This window comes from Brachybacterium sp. AOP43-C2-M15 (assembly GCF_052446295.1).
Taxonomy (GTDB): Bacteria; Actinomycetota; Actinomycetes; order Actinomycetales; family Dermabacteraceae; genus Brachybacterium.
In genome coordinates this window covers 225,370-240,149 of record NZ_JBQSWB010000008.1, presented here as the reverse complement: position 1 = coordinate 240,149, position 14,780 = coordinate 225,370, and the positions used below count along the sequence as shown (strand labels likewise).

12 protein-coding genes are annotated in these 14,780 nt (G+C 74.2%); 9 read left to right on the top strand and 3 right to left on the bottom strand.

The features are described from left to right. Positions 1–4 precede the first annotated feature (4 nt). From ACT3SP_RS10990 to ACT3SP_RS10965, 6 genes are all read left to right on the top strand, one after another. Positions 5–1,183, top strand: a complete 1,179-nt coding sequence (locus tag ACT3SP_RS10990) for a hypothetical protein (protein WP_444587326.1) — start codon at positions 5–7, stop codon at positions 1,181–1,183. After that, a complete protein-coding gene (locus ACT3SP_RS10985; RefSeq protein ID WP_444587325.1) occupies positions 1,180–2,421 on the top strand; it encodes a TadA family conjugal transfer-associated ATPase in 1,242 nt (413 codons plus the stop codon). The genes ACT3SP_RS10990 and ACT3SP_RS10985 overlap by 4 nt, the downstream gene beginning before the upstream one ends. Then, positions 2,418–3,503 (top strand): type II secretion system F family protein, encoded by a 1,086-nt coding sequence (locus tag ACT3SP_RS10980; RefSeq protein WP_444587324.1) that lies wholly within the window; start codon positions 2,418–2,420, stop codon positions 3,501–3,503. Before ACT3SP_RS10985 ends, ACT3SP_RS10980 begins: the two co-directional genes overlap by 4 nt. Positions 3,504–3,703: 200 nt before the next feature. Further along, positions 3,704–3,904, top strand: a complete 201-nt coding sequence (locus tag ACT3SP_RS10975; RefSeq protein ID WP_444587323.1) for a DUF4244 domain-containing protein — start codon at positions 3,704–3,706, stop codon at positions 3,902–3,904. Continuing rightward, positions 3,904–4,317, top strand: coding sequence for a TadE family type IV pilus minor pilin (locus tag ACT3SP_RS10970; RefSeq protein WP_444587322.1), 414 nt, complete (start codon positions 3,904–3,906; stop codon positions 4,315–4,317). The genes ACT3SP_RS10975 and ACT3SP_RS10970 overlap by 1 nt, the downstream gene beginning before the upstream one ends. Beyond that, positions 4,314–4,646, top strand: a complete 333-nt coding sequence (locus ACT3SP_RS10965) for an Rv3654c family TadE-like protein (protein ID WP_444587321.1) — start codon at positions 4,314–4,316, stop codon at positions 4,644–4,646. Before ACT3SP_RS10970 ends, ACT3SP_RS10965 begins: the two co-directional genes overlap by 4 nt. A 131-nt stretch (positions 4,647–4,777) precedes the next feature. Here the strand turns inward: ACT3SP_RS10965 and ACT3SP_RS10960 are convergent, their stop codons facing one another. Beyond that, positions 4,778–7,267: a DEAD/DEAH box helicase gene (locus tag ACT3SP_RS10960; RefSeq protein WP_444587320.1), complete on the bottom strand. Its 2,490-nt coding sequence runs from the start codon at positions 7,265–7,267 to the stop codon at positions 4,778–4,780. Positions 7,268–7,361: 94 nt separating this feature from the next. Between ACT3SP_RS10960 and ACT3SP_RS10955 the strand changes: the two genes are divergently transcribed. From ACT3SP_RS10955 to topA, 3 genes are all read left to right on the top strand, one after another. Continuing rightward, entirely contained in the window at positions 7,362–8,963 is a 1,602-nt protein-coding gene (locus ACT3SP_RS10955) for a DUF7059 domain-containing protein (RefSeq protein ID WP_444587319.1), read from the top strand. Continuing rightward, positions 8,960–9,964 (top strand): phosphatase PAP2 family protein, encoded by a 1,005-nt coding sequence (locus tag ACT3SP_RS10950; protein ID WP_444587318.1) that lies wholly within the window; start codon positions 8,960–8,962, stop codon positions 9,962–9,964. Before ACT3SP_RS10955 ends, ACT3SP_RS10950 begins: the two co-directional genes overlap by 4 nt. Positions 9,965–10,067: 103 nt before the next feature. Beyond that, positions 10,068–12,782, top strand: a complete 2,715-nt coding sequence (topA, locus tag ACT3SP_RS10945; RefSeq protein WP_444587317.1) for a type I DNA topoisomerase — start codon at positions 10,068–10,070, stop codon at positions 12,780–12,782. Between the two features lie 82 nt (positions 12,783–12,864). Here topA and ACT3SP_RS10940 read toward each other — a convergent pair whose 3' ends face one another. Next, positions 12,865–13,815, bottom strand: a complete 951-nt coding sequence (locus ACT3SP_RS10940; protein WP_444587316.1) for a carbohydrate ABC transporter permease — start codon at positions 13,813–13,815, stop codon at positions 12,865–12,867. Next, positions 13,812–14,750, bottom strand: coding sequence for a carbohydrate ABC transporter permease (locus tag ACT3SP_RS10935; RefSeq protein WP_444587315.1), 939 nt, complete (start codon positions 14,748–14,750; stop codon positions 13,812–13,814). Before ACT3SP_RS10935 ends, ACT3SP_RS10940 begins: the two co-directional genes overlap by 4 nt. Between the last annotated feature and the right edge of the window lie 30 nt (positions 14,751–14,780).

The following is a 14,780-nucleotide window of genomic DNA, read 5'->3' as shown; positions in this document are numbered from 1 at the left end:
CGGCATGACCAGCACATCCACCCCCCGCTCGGCGACACGGGACCCGCTGTCCGATCTCCTCGGCACGGCGGTCCCGACCGACTCCGAGGAGCTCGGCGACACCACGCCGCGCCGTCGGCGCTCCCGCTTCCCGGCGGCGGACGTTCCGGCCTCCCCGCAGCCCGCCGGGGAGCGTCCCCGGGCGCGCTGGGCCGGGGCTGACGGAGCACTGCGGGAGCTGGTGCGGGACCATGCGACGGCGGTCGGCCTCGAGCTGGCCGAGGGCCCGGGGGCGGGGCCGGCGGTCTGCCTCGTGGCCGAGGCGGGCGCCCTCGATCCGGCGCCCGGTGCGCACGGCGCTCCGGATCCGCCGCTGCTCGTGGTGACCGACAGCCCCGAGATCCCCTCCTCCCTCTGGCGCCGGGCCCTCGCAGCAGGGGCGCGGGCGGTGATCCCGCTGCCGGCGGGCTCCGAGGAGCTGCTCGCCCATCTGGCCGAGCTCGCCCGCCCCCGCACCTCCTCGCTGGTCCTCGGCGTGGTCGGCGGATGCGGCGGCGCCGGCGCCTCGAGCTTCGCGGCCCGTCTGGCCGCCGCCGCCCGCGCGCGCGGTCCGGTGACGCTCGTGGACGCCGACCCTCTCGGGGGCGGGCTCGACCTGCTGATCGAGGCGGCACCGGAGGGGGTCTCCGCGGGCCCGGGCGGCCTCGGCTGGTCGGAGGTCGCTCGGCTGGGACCCGACGACGGAGAGGCCCTGCGGGCCGGTCTGCCGCAGGTGGACGAGGTGCGCCTGCTGATCGCGGGCATGGGCGAGGGGCCGAGCGCCGGCGCGCTGAGCGCGGCGCTGGTGGCGCTCGCCCCGCTCGGGGGCACCGTGGTCGTGGACCTCGCTGCCGGCATGGTCCCCTCGGCGCTGGATCACCTGGACCGTCTGCTGGTGGTCGTGCCCGCGACCGACCATGCGGTGCGGGCCGCGGCGCGGCGGCTGCGGGACTGGTCCCCGCCTCCCGGCCTCGCCGAGGCGGTGGTGCGCAGGCGCGGACCCCTCACCGCACGCGAGGTGGGCGAGGATCTCGCCCTTCCGCTCGCCGCCGGCTTCCGGGACTCCTCCCGCGGCGCCGTGCCGCTGCTGGACGTACGGCGCGGCGGGGCCGACCGGGCCGCGCGCGATCTGCTGCGCGGTCTGGTCACCGGGAGCGGCTCGTGAACACGCCGTCCGCTCCCCCGGCGATCACGGGCCCGACGAGCGAGCAGGAGATGTCCGCGCTGCTGGAGCTGGTGCGGGAGGACCTGGTGCGGACCCCGGGCGCGGTCGACGTGCCCCGCATCGCCCGTGCGCTGCGCCGACAGGGCCGGGTGCTGGGCGCCGCGGCGACCCTCGAGATCACCGGTCGCGTCCGCGACCACGTGCACGGCCTCGGCCCGCTGCAGGACCTCGTCGCGCCGGGGGTGACGGACCTCCTGGTCAACGACGACGGCACGGTGTGGGTGGAGGATGCCTCAGGGCTCCACCGCACCGCGCTCCAGCTGGGACCGGCCGAGGCGCGGGATCTCGCGGTGCGGCTCGCGACGTCCGGCGGGCGCCGCCTCGATGATGCGATGCCGTGGGCGGACGCCCATCTCCCGTCGGGGATCCGCTTCCACGCGGTGCTGCCGCCGCTGTCCCCCGGAGGGGCGATCCTCTCCCTGCGGCTCCCCGCGAGGGCCCGCCTGGACCTCGACGACCTCGAGCGCCTCGGCGCGTTCGGGCCCGCCTCCCGGGAGGTGCTCGCCGCGATCGTCGCGGCCCGGGTGCCGTTCCTGGTCACCGGCGGCACCGGCACCGGGAAGTCGACCCTGCTCGCGGCGATGCTGCAGGAGGTGCCCGCCACGGAGCGGATCGTGGTGGTCGAGGACGTCCTCGAGCTCGCCGTGGATCACCCGCACGTGGTCCACCTGCAGTCCCGGCACGCGAACAGCGAAGGAGCGGGGGCGGTGGACCTCGCCGCGCTGGTACGGCAGAGCCTGCGGATGCGGCCGGACCGGATCGTCCTCGGCGAGTGCCGCGGCGGGGAGATCCGCGAGCTGCTGCAGGCCCTGAACACCGGGCACGAGGGCGGATGCGGCACCGTCCACGCGAACACCGCCGGGGACGTCCCCGCCCGTCTCGAGGCCCTCGGGGCGCTCGGCGGGCTCGACCGTTCGGCCCTGGCCTCCCAGGTCGCGAGCGCGCTCGAGGTCGTGATCCATCTCGGCCGACGCGACGGGGTGCGGGAGGTCGAGGAGATCGCGGTGCTGCGACGGGGCCGGGACGGGCTGCTGACGGCTCGCACCGCGCTGCGGATGCACGGAGGCGGTCTCGACGAGGGCTCCGCGGCCGCGGACCTCTCGGTGCGCCTCGGTGCGGGGGCGGTGTCCGTCCCGGCGCCGCGGCCCGCGGTCGCACGGCGACGGAGGGCGTCATGATCCCCGTCGCGCTGTGCCTCCTGCTCCTGCTGCTGTGGGTGCTCTCCCCGCCCGAGGCGACGGTGCCGGCCCGTCGGAGCGGGCGGCGCCCGGCGCGCGCTCCGGCCGGTCCGCTCGAGATGGCGGGCCTGGTGGAGCAGCTGTCCACGGTGCTCAGCACCGGAGCGGGGATCCGCCAGGCCTGGGCGGCGATGTCCCGCGTGCTCCCCGAGGGGGATCTCCGCGATCTGGCCCGGTCCGCCGCGGCGGGCGCGGATCCTCGCCGGGCCGCCGTGGCGCGGCTGCGGGACAGCGAGATGGTCTCGTCCCTGGGGGTCGCGCTGGCGGTGTGCGAGCGCACCGGCGCGCCGACGGCGGGGATGCTCCATCACCTGGCCGAGGCCCTGCGCGACCTGCACGATGCGGCCCAGGCCCGCCGCAGCGCCTTCGCCGGTCCCCGCTCCACCGCACGGATCCTGCTGGTCCTCCCCCTCGCAGGGCTCGGGCTCGGGGTCCTGCTGGGCGGGGACCCGCTGCGCCTGCTGGTGAGCTCCGCGGCCGGCCGGCTGCTCGGCATCGCGGGCCTCGCCCTCACCGCGCTCGGGTGGTGGTGGATGCACCGCCTGCTCACCCGCGCGGATCCCCCGCGCCGCCGACGGGTCGACCCCTCGGTGATGCTCGAGCTGGTCTCCGGTGCCCTCGAGTCCGGGCTGCCGCTCGCCCGTGCCGTCGGCGCGGTCGGCGAGTCCCTCGCCCCGGGGGCCGAGGCGACGGCGCTGCGACGGCTCGCCGCGGCGCTGGAGGCGGGACTGCCCGCACCTCTGGCGAGCGAGCACCTGCCCGTGGAGCTGGCGTCGCTGGGGAGCTCGGCCGTGCTCGCCGAGACCACGGGGGCGGACCTCGCCCGGGTGCTGCGCTCAGCGGCGCGGGACGCGCGCCGCGCCCGTGCCCGGGACGCCGAGGTGCTCGCGGCGCAGCTCGCCGTGCGCCTGGTGCTGCCCACCGGTCTCGCCCTGCTCCCCGCCTTCCTCGCCCTCGGGATCATCCCCACCGTGATGTCCCTGCTCGGAGGTGCGGTCACCCTCGGCGGCGGTGCGGGATGAGCACCGCACCGACGTCCTCGGAGAGATCTGCAGGACCACTCCACGACCACCGGGGACCTCCCGGTGCACCGGCCGCTTCCCGGTCCGGTGCGCGGCAGCAGCGGCTGCCCTCCCCGCGTCGGCGCCCGTCGACGCGGACCCTGCGGCTGCGGCCGCGAGAGCGGACGGCACGCGCCGTCCCTGACGAGAAGGAGAACACGATGTCCCTCACCAAGGAGCGGCTGCGCCGCACCCTCGACCGCGTGCTGCGGGACGAGACCGGCGCCTCGACCGCCGAGTACGCGATCACGGTCCTCGCCGCCTGCGGCTTCGCCGCCGTCCTGGTCGCCCTGCTGGCGTCCGGGGAGGTGCGCGCGCTGCTGATGGGGATCATCACCTCGGCCCTGTCGATGGGGTCGTGATGACGCGGTCCCCCCGGTCGTCCCGCTGGCGGGACGACCGGGGGTCCGCCACGGCGGAGACCGCGATCGTGCTGCCCGTGGTGGTCGTGATGGTGGTGGTCGTGCTGCTCACCGGGGCGGGCCTGTCCACCCAGCTGCGGCTGGAGAGCGCGGCGCGCGGGGCCGCCCGGGAGCTGGCTCGCGGCGAGGACAACGCCGCCGCGGCCGTGACCGCGCAGAGGATCGGCGGAGACGGCACCGAGATCTCGATCGCGGCCGATGGAGAGTGGGTGCGGGTGGAGACCCGGCGCACCCTGCGCGCCCCGGCCGGGGCGCTCGGCGGGGCCGTCTGGACGCTCTCGGCCGATGCCGAGGCGCGGCGCGAGCCGCACCTCCTCGGTGGGGCCGGCGACGATGCGGGCGGTACGCCATGAGCACCGGAGCCGCCTCCGTCCTGGCCTGGACCGGTGCCGCGACCTCCGTGGTCGCGGGCCTGTCCCTGCTGGGAACGGGCGTGATCGCGCAGTCCCGAGCGGCGACGGCCGCCGATCTCGCCTCCCTCGCCGGGGCCGATGCCGTGGCCGTGGCCCACGGCCGGCCCTGCGAGGTGGCGGACGAGGTCGCCGTGCGCAATGGGGCCCGCCTGATCCTGTGCGAGCAGCGGGAGTGGGACGTGCTGGTCACCGTCGAGGTCGACGCCTCCCCGCTGCCCGCCGCGGCGGCGCGCTCGCGCGCCGGGCCGGGCCCGGCGGAGCTGCCGTGATGTCACGACGCGGAACGTCCGCGATGTCGCGCCGCCGTGTCCGCGCGCCTCGAGCCCCCGCCCCGCGGACATCTGGCGGAGGCTCACCCCGCGAGCCAGGCGGAGGCTCACCCCGCGAGACAGGCGGAGGCTCACTCGTGCAGCAGCTCGAGCAGCCGCACCGCCTCCCGCTTGGACAGCGGCTCGTTGCCGTTGCCGCACTTGGGCGAGACCACGCAGGCCGGGCATCCCGCCGCACAGGGGCACTCCTCGATCATGTCGGAGGTCGCCCGCACCCAGGCCGCGGCGTCCTCGGCGCCGCGCTCGGCGAACCCCGCCCCGCCGGGCGCGCCGTCGTACACGAAGATCGTCGGCTCCCCGGTGTCCTCGTGCTGGGCCGCGGAGAGCCCGCCGATGTCCCAGCGGTCGCACGTGGCCAGCAGCGGCAGCATCGAGATCGCCGCGTGCTCGGCGGCGTGCAGCGCACCGGGCAGCTCCTCCCCCGGGATCTCCGCGGCGTCGGTCCGCTCCCGCGGGATCACCCACCACACGGCCTTCGTGGTCAGGGTGCGCGGCGGCAGGTCGAGCGGATGCTGGGCGAGCACCGCCTGGGTGTACACGTCGCGCACCTGGTAGCCGGTGACCTGGTCGGTCACGTCCACGGTGCCGAAGCAGAGACGCACCCCGCCGGCCCATGCGGTCTCGCGGTCGGTCTGACGGATGCGGAGGGTCGAGGCGGACTGCGGATGCGTGGTGTGCAGCGGGTCCTCGCGGCGCACGAAGGCGACGGCCTGGTCGACGTCGAGGTGGTTGACGACGAAGCTGCGGCCCTGGTGGAGGTAGACGGCGCCGTCGTGCACCTGGGTGTGGGCGCTCGCGGCGTCGACCGTGCCCAGCAGGGACCCGGTGGCCTCCTCGACGATGCGCACCGGCTCCCCGCCGCTGCCGCGCAGGTCGGTGAGATCGTGCGCGGACTCCGTCATGGTCCAGTACCAGCCGGTGGGGCGCGAGCGCAGCACCCCGCGGGCGGCGAGGGTGGTCAGCAGGTCCCGGGCGGTGGGTCCGAAGATCTCCTCCTCGCCGTCGCGGATCGCGAGCTCGGAGGCGGCGGCGCACAGGTGCGGGGTCATCACGTAGGGGTTGCCGGGATCGAACACCGCCGCCTCGACCTCGGCGCCGAACACCGTCTCGGGATGGTGGACCACATAGGTGTCCAACGGGTCCTCGCGGGCCACGAACAGGGCGAGCGCACCGCCGTCGGCGTCCTGGCGGCGACCGGCACGCCCGAACTGCTGCCACAGCGAGGCGCGGGTGCCGGGCCAGCCGGCGACCACCACGGCATCCAGGCCGGCGATGTCGATGCCGAGCTCGAGAGCATTGGTGGAGGCCAGCGCTCTCAGCTCGCCGGAGCGCAGGGCGTCCTCGAGCTCCCGCCGCTCGCTGGCGAGGTAGCCGCCGCGGTAGGCGGCGATGCGGCTCGCGCGGTCGGCGAGGCCCGGGGACGCGGTGTGCTCGGCCTTCTGGGTCAGCAGGCGCCGGGCGCCGGAGGAGACCAGCTCGGCGCCGCGTCGGGAGCGGGCGAAGACGAGGGTCTGCACGTCCCGCTCGACGAGGTCCGCGAGCAGCGTCCCCGCCTCGCTGGTCGCGGAGCGGCGCAGCGGGTCCTCGGGGCGGCGCGGGCCGTCCTCGTCCTCGGGCCCTGCCTCGTCCTCGGGCCCTGCCCCGTCGGCCGGCGGGTCACGGCGCTCCGCGTCATCCCGCCCGTCGTGCGCGGCCGCACTCCCCCACCGGGCGGGGTCCCCGCGCCCGTCGACCTCGGTGCGGGTCCCGGGTTCCCACAGCCCGATCGTGAGACCGGCCCGCGGCGAGCCGTCCTCGGTGACCGCCACGACGTCCCGGCCGATCAGGCGCGAGGCGGACAGCTCGGGGTTCGCGGTGGTCGCCGAGGCGAGGACGAACGTGGGCCGCGCGCCGTAGTGGGCGGCGACGCGGCGCAGTCGCCGCAGCACCATCGAGACATGGCTGCCGAACACGCCCCGGTAGCTGTGGCACTCGTCGATCACCACGTAGCGCAGGGCGCGGAAGAAGTGGGCCCACTGCTCGTGGCCGGGCAGGATCCCGAAGTGCAGCATGTCCGGGTTGGTGAGCACCACGGTGCCGTGGCGGCGCACCCAGCGTCGCTGCTCGGCGGGGGTGTCCCCGTCGTACAGCGCGACGCGGGCGTCGCGGATCCCGGCGCCGTCGGCCATCGCGGTGATGTTCGTCAGCTGGTCCGCGGCGAGCGCCTTGGTGGGAGAGAGGTAGAGGGCCGTCGCCCGGCGCGCCTCGGCATCGTGCTCGCGGGCCCCGATCGCGGTGAGCACGGGCAGCAGGTACGCGAGCGACTTGCCGGAGGCGGTGGCGGTGGCGAGCACCACGTCCTGGCCCTCGTGGGCGAGGTCCGCGGCCTGCTCCTGGTGGATCCAGGGAGCGGTGATGCCGCGTGCGGCGAGGTGCGCGACCAGACGCGGATCGGCCCAGTCGGGGAAGCTGCCGCGGCGCCCGGCGCGGGCGGGCCGACGCTCCACGTGGGTGAGGCAGGTGCGGCGGATCAGCGGCGCGGAGAGGTCGGCGAGGAGCTCGGGTGCTCTGCCTGCCCGCATCCGCTCCTCCCTCCCCGCCCCGCCCACAGGGCCTGCGCATCTCTCTCACCCGGTCCTCGGTTCCGCACCAGGTGGCTGGGGCACAATCGTAGCCATGCCCACCGACTCGCCGACCGCGCCCCCGCGGGTCCTGCCGGAGGAGATCGCCGCCCTGCGCGCGGACCTCACGGCCGCCTCCTACACCGCCGCCGCCACCGAGGACCTGCTGGGACCGGTCGCGACCGCCGCCCTGCGCCGGGAGGACGCGGTGCCCGCCCGGCGCGTGCTCGCCGCCCGCGCCGAGCCGGCGGCCGTGCTGCTGCGCCTGTTCGCTCTCGGCGAGGAGGTGCCGGGCGCGCAGGTCGACGCCGCACTGCCCGAGCTCGGGCTCGACGGCGCCCGGCGGATGGGGCTGGTGGGCGCTGTGGCTGGGGCCGACGCGGCGGATCCAGTCGATGCGGCGGGCACCGCCCACGCCCCCGACGCCCCCGTGCGCGCCCGGCTGGACCTGACCCCCTACTCGGCGCGCGACGACCTCGGCGAGATCGACTGGTGGATCGCCTCGGACCTCTCCGAGCTCGCGACCGGCCGCCCGCTCGGCCCCGAGCACGTGCTCGGGGTGGGCGGCGCGTCCCTGACCCTGGCCCGGATCACCCCGCGCGAGCGGGTGCGCCGGGTGCTGGACCTCGGCTGCGGCGGCGGGATCCAGGCGCTGCACGCCTCCCGCCACGCCGAGCACGTGGTCGCCACCGACCTCTCGCAGCGGGCCCTGGCCTTCGCCGCCTTCAACGCGGCCCTGAACGACATCGACCTCGAGCTGCGGCAGGGCTCGCTGCTCGATCCGGTGGCCGGGGAGACCTTCGACCTGGTGGTCTCCAACCCGCCCTTCGTCATCACCCCGCGCCGTGCCGCCGACGAGGGGTCCCGCTGGACGTACCGTGACGGCGGGCGTGCCGGGGACACCCTGCTGGCCGAGCTGCTGCGCGCGCTGCCGGCGCACCTGGCGCCCGGCGCCACCGCGGTCATGCTGGGCAACTGGGAGATCACCGGTGACACGGACTGGGACGCCCATCCGCGCACCTGGCTGGAGGGCGCGAGCGCCGACGGGGTCGACGCCTGGGTGATCCAGCGCGAGCAGGAGGATCCCGCGCAGTACGCGGAGACCTGGGCCCGCGACGGCGGGATCACGTCCCGCGACCAGCGCTGGCCGGAGCTCATCGGAGCCTGGCTCGACGATTTCGCCGGCCGCGACGTGAGCGCCATCGGGTTCGGCTACCTGCTGCTGCGCCGCCCCGAGGAGGGCACCCGTCGCGCGGGAGTGCTGCGCACCGAGCACGCGCCCGGCACCGGCAGCGGGACCCTCGCCGGGCATCTCGCGCAGACCCTGCGGGCCGTGGACGTGCTCGAGGGTCTCGACGACGACGCCCTGGCCGCCGCCCGACCGGTGCGCGCCGCCGACGTGGTCGAGCGCCGACACCTCACGCCCGGTCAGTGGGACCCGATGCTCATCGAGCTGGTGCAGGGCGCGGGCCTGGCGCGCACGGTCCGGGCGGACCAGCAGCTGGCCGCGACCGTCGGTGCGCTGGACGGGACGCTCACCCTCGGCCAGGTGCTCGGCGCCGTCTGCGCCCTCACCGACGCGGACGAGGAGGAGGCCCGCTCCCGGGTGCTGCCCGCCGTGCGGGAGATGGTCCTCGGCGGGATGGTGACCCTGTGAGCCCGGACAGCGCGGTGACCCGGTCGGGCACCGCCGAGGGCGCAGCCCGCCCGCTGCTCTCGCTGCTCGCCGCCGCGCTGTGCACCGCTGCGATCGTGTGGCTCGCCCGCACCGCCGTCGGCACCGCGAGCGGTCAGCGGCTGGACCAGCTGATCGCCTCGGGAGCCACCGAGCACGAGGGCCGGCTGTCGCTGTACGCGCAGCTCGCGGTGGAGAGCGTGAGCATGCCGGTCATCGCGGTGCTGCTCGCGCTCACCGTGGTGCTGGTGCTGCTGCGCCGCCGCCCGGGGCTGCTGTTCCCGCTCGGGGTGCTGGTGCTCGGCGCGAACCTCACCACCCAGGCGGTCAAGCATCTGGTGATCACGCGCGAGGCGCTGGGGCCGGGGATCGAGATCACGCCGAACTCCTTCCCCTCCGGACACACCACCCTCGCCGCGACCGCGATGATCGCCCTGGTGCTCGCCGGCGGACGGGCCCGCGTGGTGCTCGCCCCCGTCGGCGCCCTGTGGACCATCGCCGCCGGCATCGGCACCCTCGTGGTCGGCTGGCACCGCCCCAGCGACGTGCTGGGCGCGATCGCCGTCGCCGCGGCCTGGACCTTCCTGGTCCTCGCCCTGGACGGCCTGCGCATCCGGTCCCGCCGCCGACGCGCGGCCGCCCGCCCCGGGCGCGGCCGTCGTCGCCGCGGCGCGGAGGGCCCGGGAACGGGGACGGGGCCCTCCGGGGCGGCGGGCAGCGCGCGCCGTCCCCCGCACCGCATCGCGGAGCACGTGATCGCGACGCTGCTCGGCCTCGGCGGTCTCGCCGGGCTCGGGTACGGCGTGGTCGGTCTGCTGTCCCTGCAGCTCCCGCTGGAGCTGGATGACCTGACCCAGCAGCTCGCCGCCTTCTCCGCCACCGCGGCGCTGATCGGCGGCGGAACCGCCGCCTGGATGGCGCTGGTGCTCGTGCTGCGCACGCCGATCTCACACCGGACGCCCATCGCGGAGCGTGTACCGTGAGCACTCGCCGAGCGCAGACGATGCGTCCGGTTCATCCCGGACCACGGCACTCGGCCACGGCGGACGGGCCGCGACGCGACGCGGCGAGGAAGGACACAGCAACGTGACTGGCGGACGGCATCTGGTGATCGTCGAGTCCCCGGCGAAGGCGCGGACCATCGGCCGGTACCTCGGCGAGGAATACGACGTCAAGGCATCGGTGGGCCACATCCGCGACATCCCGGTGCCCAGGGACCTTCCCGCGGAGATGAAGAAGGGGCCCTACGGCCGCTTCGGCGTCGACGTCGAGAACGGCTTCGACCCCTATTACATCGTCAGCCCCGACAAGAAGAAGACCGTCGCGGAGCTGAAGAAGGCCCTCAAGGACGCCGACACCCTCTACCTCGCCACCGATGAGGACCGCGAGGGCGAGGCGATCGCCTGGCACCTGCTGGAGACCCTCAAGCCCAAGAAGTCCCTCCCGGTCAAGCGAATGGTCTTCCACGAGATCACCAAGGACGCGATCCGGGCGGCGCTCGAGAACACCCGCGACATCGACGAGAGCCTCGTCGACGCCCAGGAGACCCGCCGCATCCTGGACCGCCTGGTGGGCTTCGAGCTCTCGCCCGTGCTGTGGCGCAAGATCAAGCCGTCGCTGTCGGCCGGTCGTGTGCAGTCGGTCGCCACCCGGCTGGTGGTCGAGCGCGAGCGTGAGCGGATGGCCTTCGTCGCCTCCGACTACTGGGACATCACCGGCACCTTCGGCACCTCCGCGGACGCCGACGGCGAGCAGTTCACCGCCAAGATCGCGACGGTCGACGGGGCGCGCGTCGCCACCGGCTCCGACTTCGCCGACGACGGCACCCTGAAGCCGCGCTCGAAGAACGCGACCGTCCTCACCGAGGAGACCACCTCGGCCCTGGTGACGGCGCTCACGGAGGCGCCCGCCACCGTCAGCTCCCTCGAGTCCAAGCCGTACACCCGTCGGCCCGCCGCCCCGTTCACCACCTCGTCGCTGCAGCAGGAGGCCAGTCGCAAGCTGCGCCTCGGCGCGCGCCAGGCGATGCGGGTGGCGCAGTCGCTGTACGAGAACGGCTACATCACCTACATGCGCACCGACTCGGTGACGCTCTCCGGTGAGGCGATCCGCGCCTCCCGCGCCCAGGCGAGCGAGCTGTACGGCTCCCAGTACGTGCCGGACAAGCCCCGCTACTACCAGAACAAGTCGCAGGCCGCGCAGGAGGCGCACGAGGCGATCCGCCCCGCGGGCGACCACTTCCGCACCCCCGCCGAGGTGGCCGGGCAGCTCTCCGGGGACGAGTTCCGCCTCTACGAGCTGATCTGGAAGCGCACCATCGCCTCGCAGATGGCCGACGCCAAGGGCACCACCTCCACCGTCGAGCTGGAGCTGACGCAGAACGATCGCACCGCGACCTTCCGCGCCGCCGGCACCGTGATCACCTTCCGCGGCTTCCTCGCCGCCTACGAGGAGGGCCGCGACGCCGCCCGCTACTCGGAGGACTCCGAGAAGGGCGGCGACAAGCGACTGCCGCAGATGGAGGAGGGACAGGCGCTGCGCACGCGCGAGCTCAGCCCTGACGGCCACACCACCACCCCTCCCCCGCGCTACACCGAGGCCTCGCTGGTGCGCGCCCTCGAGGACCGCGGGATCGGCCGCCCCTCGACCTACGCCTCGACCGTCGCCACCATCCAGGACCGCGGCTACGTGCTGCGGCGCGGCACCGCGCTGGTGCCCAGTTGGACCGCCTTCGCGGTGGTGCGCCTGCTCGAGGAGCACTTCGGTCCGTTCATCGACTACGACTTCACCGCGCAGATGGAGCAGCAGCTGGACCGCATGGCCCAGGGCGACCTGGCGCGCGCGGACTACCTGCGCAACTTCTACCTCTCCGACGGCAGCGAGGGGCCCATCGGGCTCAAGCCCATGGTCGACGACCTCGGCGAGATCGATGCCCGGGCGATCAACTCGATCGAGATCGGCGAGGGCATCACGCTGCGGGTGGGCCGCTACGGCGCCTACGTCGAGCAGCTGCCGCGGGACGAGAACGGCGAGCTGGTCGAGGGCGCCGATCCGCGCCGCGCGAACGTCTCCGACGACGTCGCCCCCGACGAGCTGACCGTCGAGAAGGCCCAGGAGATGCTCGAGCGGGCCAAGGACGACGGGCGGGTGCTCGGCACCGATCCGGAGACCGGGCACGAGATCGTCGCCAAGGACGGCCGCTATGGCCCCTATGTCACCGAGATCCTGCCCGACCCGGAGGAGACCGGCGGCAAGAAGGTCCCCAAGTCCAAGCAGCCGAAGCCCCGCACCGGCTCGCTGCTGAAGTCGATGGACCTCTCGACCGTCACCCTCGAGGACGCGCTGAAGCTGCTGAGCCTGCCGCGCGTGGTCGGCACCGTCGAGGACGGCACCGAGATCACCGCCCAGAACGGCCGCTACGGCCCGTACCTGAAGAAGGGCACCGACTCCCGCTCCCTCGAGACCGAGGACCAGATCTTCTCGATCACCCTCGAGGAGGCCGAGAAGATCTACGCCCAGCCCAAGACCCGTGGCCGGGCGGCCGCCAAGCCCCCGCTGAAGGAGCTCGGCACCGATCCCACCAGCGAGAAGCCGATCGTGATCAAGGACGGCCGCTTCGGTCCGTACATCACCGACGGCACCACCAACGTCTCGCTGCGCTCCACGGAGAAGGTCGAGGAGATCAGCGAGAAGATCGCGATCGAGAAGCTCGCCGAGAAGCGCGCCAAGGGCCCCGCGAAGAAGAAGGCCCCGGCCAAGCGCACCACCGCGAAGAAGAAGAGCACCACCGCGAAGAAGTGAGCCGAGGCGGCGCCGCCGCCCGCGACGACCGCAGCCACCGTGCCCGCAAGGGTCGGAGGGTGCGGTCGTCCGTCTCCCTCGCTCACTTCACCGAGCCGGCCGCCAGACCGCCGATGATGCGACGCTGGAAGGCGAGCACCATGATCACCAGCGGGATGGTCACGATGACCCCCGCCGCCATCTTGGTGCCGTAGGGGGTGTCGTACCCGGAGATCCCGGTGAACTTCGAGATCGCCACGTTGGCGGTCTGCATCAGAGGGTTGTTGACCATCGTCAGGGCGATGAGGAACTCGTTCCACGCCGCGATGAAGGTGATGATCGCGGTGGTGAAGATCCCCGGGGTGGCCAGCGGCAGGATGACGCGGAAGAACGCTCCCATCCGGGTGGTCCCGTCCACCATGGCGGCCTGCTCGAGCTCCACCGGCAGCTGGCGGAAGAAGGCGTTGAGGTTCCACACCGCCAGCGGCAGGGCGAAGGAGATCGAGGGCAGGATCATCGCCTGGTAGGTGTTGATCCAGTTCCAGGGCCACCACTCGTAGCCCGCCGTGAACAGCTTCAGCAGCGGCACCACCAGGGTGATCACCGGGAACATCGAGGTGGCGACGATCAGGAACATCACCATCACCTTGCCGCGGAACTCGAGTCGCGCCAGGGCGTAGGCGCCGAGCACGCCGAGCGCCACCACGAGCGCCGTGGTCCCGCCGGCCACGATCAGCGAGTTCAGCAGCGACCGGGCGAAGTGGTTGCCCGGCGCGAACACGGCGATGTAGTTCTCGACGCTGAGCGGGTACGGGATCAGCTGGGTCGAGCGCCCCTCGCTGGGCCGCCGCAGGGAGGAGACCACCATCCAGTAGAACGGCGCCAGGCAGTAGGCGAGGATGAACGCCATCCCCGCACCGATGACGATCCGTCCGACGAGGTCGCCCCGGGGGCGACGCGGGACGATCACCTCACCGCTGCGCGTCCTCACCCCGCCGTCGGCCGTCGGGCCGGTGCCCGCTCCGTCGACCGTCGAGTTCACCGAGCTGCTCATGGCATGCTCCCTTCCGTCGTCGTCCGCAGTCCCGGGGCGCTGCGGCGCCGCCGCCGTCGGCCCTCGCGTCCCTGCTCACCGATCACGTCCGCGCCCAGCAGCTTGATCACCAGGAACGCCACCAGGCAGATGTAGGCGAAGAGCACCATCGAGTACGCCGAGGCCATGCCGTAATCGGTCCGGGAGGCGGCGTCCGCGGCGAGCATCGACAGGGTCTGCCCGCTGGCGAGGCGGCCCAGCAGCACGAACGGGAGGTCGAACATGCGCATCGCGTCCAGCAGGCGGAACAGCACCGCGACCACGAGCACCGGGCGGACCAGCGGCAGGGTGATCCGCCAGAAGGTGTGCCACCGTCCCGCGCCGTCGACCTTCGCCGCCTCGTAGACCTGGTTGTCGATGGTCTGCAGTCCCGCGAGGGTCAGCAGGCCGATGAACGGCGCCGTCTTCCAGATGTCCGCGATGAGCACCGCGGCCTGCGCCTGGATGCCCTCCGTGGTCCACAGCACCTGGGTGCCGATCAGACGGTTCGCGATGCCGTTGGCATCGAAGATCAGCTGCCACATGAGGGCCGAGACCACCGTGGGGATCGCCCAGGGCACCAGGATCGTGGCCCTGACCATGCCGGTGGCGCGCAGCGCCTTGGCCATGATCAGCGCCATCGCCACACCGAGGACGGTCTCGACGCTCACGCCCACCACCGTGAACATCGTGGTGTTCCAGAAGGCGTTCCAGAACCCGGCCCCCGCTCCCGCGCCGGTGAACGCGTCGGCGTAGTTCTCCAGGCCCACGAACTGATCGCCCTGCTGGATGATCCCGGTGGTGGGGTCGATCTCTCCGCCGGAGCTGTGCAGGGACTGCCAGGCCGACAGCACCAGCGGGAAGCCCACCACCAGGGCCAGCAGGATCACGGTGGGCAGGAGGAGCAGGTTCGCCATGGCCCCCTGCCCACCGGTGACCCGCGCACG

What these genes read in the sequence shown, in the direction of transcription:
- ACT3SP_RS10960 (WP_444587320.1), bottom strand. Translation starts at nt 7,267, where the DNA reads ATGCGGGCAGGCAGAGCACCCGAGCTCCTCGCCGACCTCTCCGCGCCG.
- ACT3SP_RS10955 (WP_444587319.1), top strand. Translation starts at nt 7,362, where the DNA reads ATGCCCACCGACTCGCCGACCGCGCCCCCGCGGGTCCTGCCGGAGGAG.
- ACT3SP_RS10980 (WP_444587324.1), top strand. Translation starts at nt 2,418, where the DNA reads ATGATCCCCGTCGCGCTGTGCCTCCTGCTCCTGCTGCTGTGGGTGCTC.
- ACT3SP_RS10975 (WP_444587323.1), top strand. Translation starts at nt 3,704, where the DNA reads ATGTCCCTCACCAAGGAGCGGCTGCGCCGCACCCTCGACCGCGTGCTG.
- ACT3SP_RS10940 (WP_444587316.1), bottom strand. Translation starts at nt 13,815, where the DNA reads ATGAGCAGCTCGGTGAACTCGACGGTCGACGGAGCGGGCACCGGCCCG.
- ACT3SP_RS10935 (WP_444587315.1), bottom strand. Translation starts at nt 14,750, where the DNA reads ATGGCGAACCTGCTCCTCCTGCCCACCGTGATCCTGCTGGCCCTGGTG.
- ACT3SP_RS10990 (WP_444587326.1), top strand. Translation starts at nt 5, where the DNA reads ATGACCAGCACATCCACCCCCCGCTCGGCGACACGGGACCCGCTGTCC.
- ACT3SP_RS10965 (WP_444587321.1), top strand. Translation starts at nt 4,314, where the DNA reads ATGAGCACCGGAGCCGCCTCCGTCCTGGCCTGGACCGGTGCCGCGACC.
- ACT3SP_RS10970 (WP_444587322.1), top strand. Translation starts at nt 3,904, where the DNA reads ATGACGCGGTCCCCCCGGTCGTCCCGCTGGCGGGACGACCGGGGGTCC.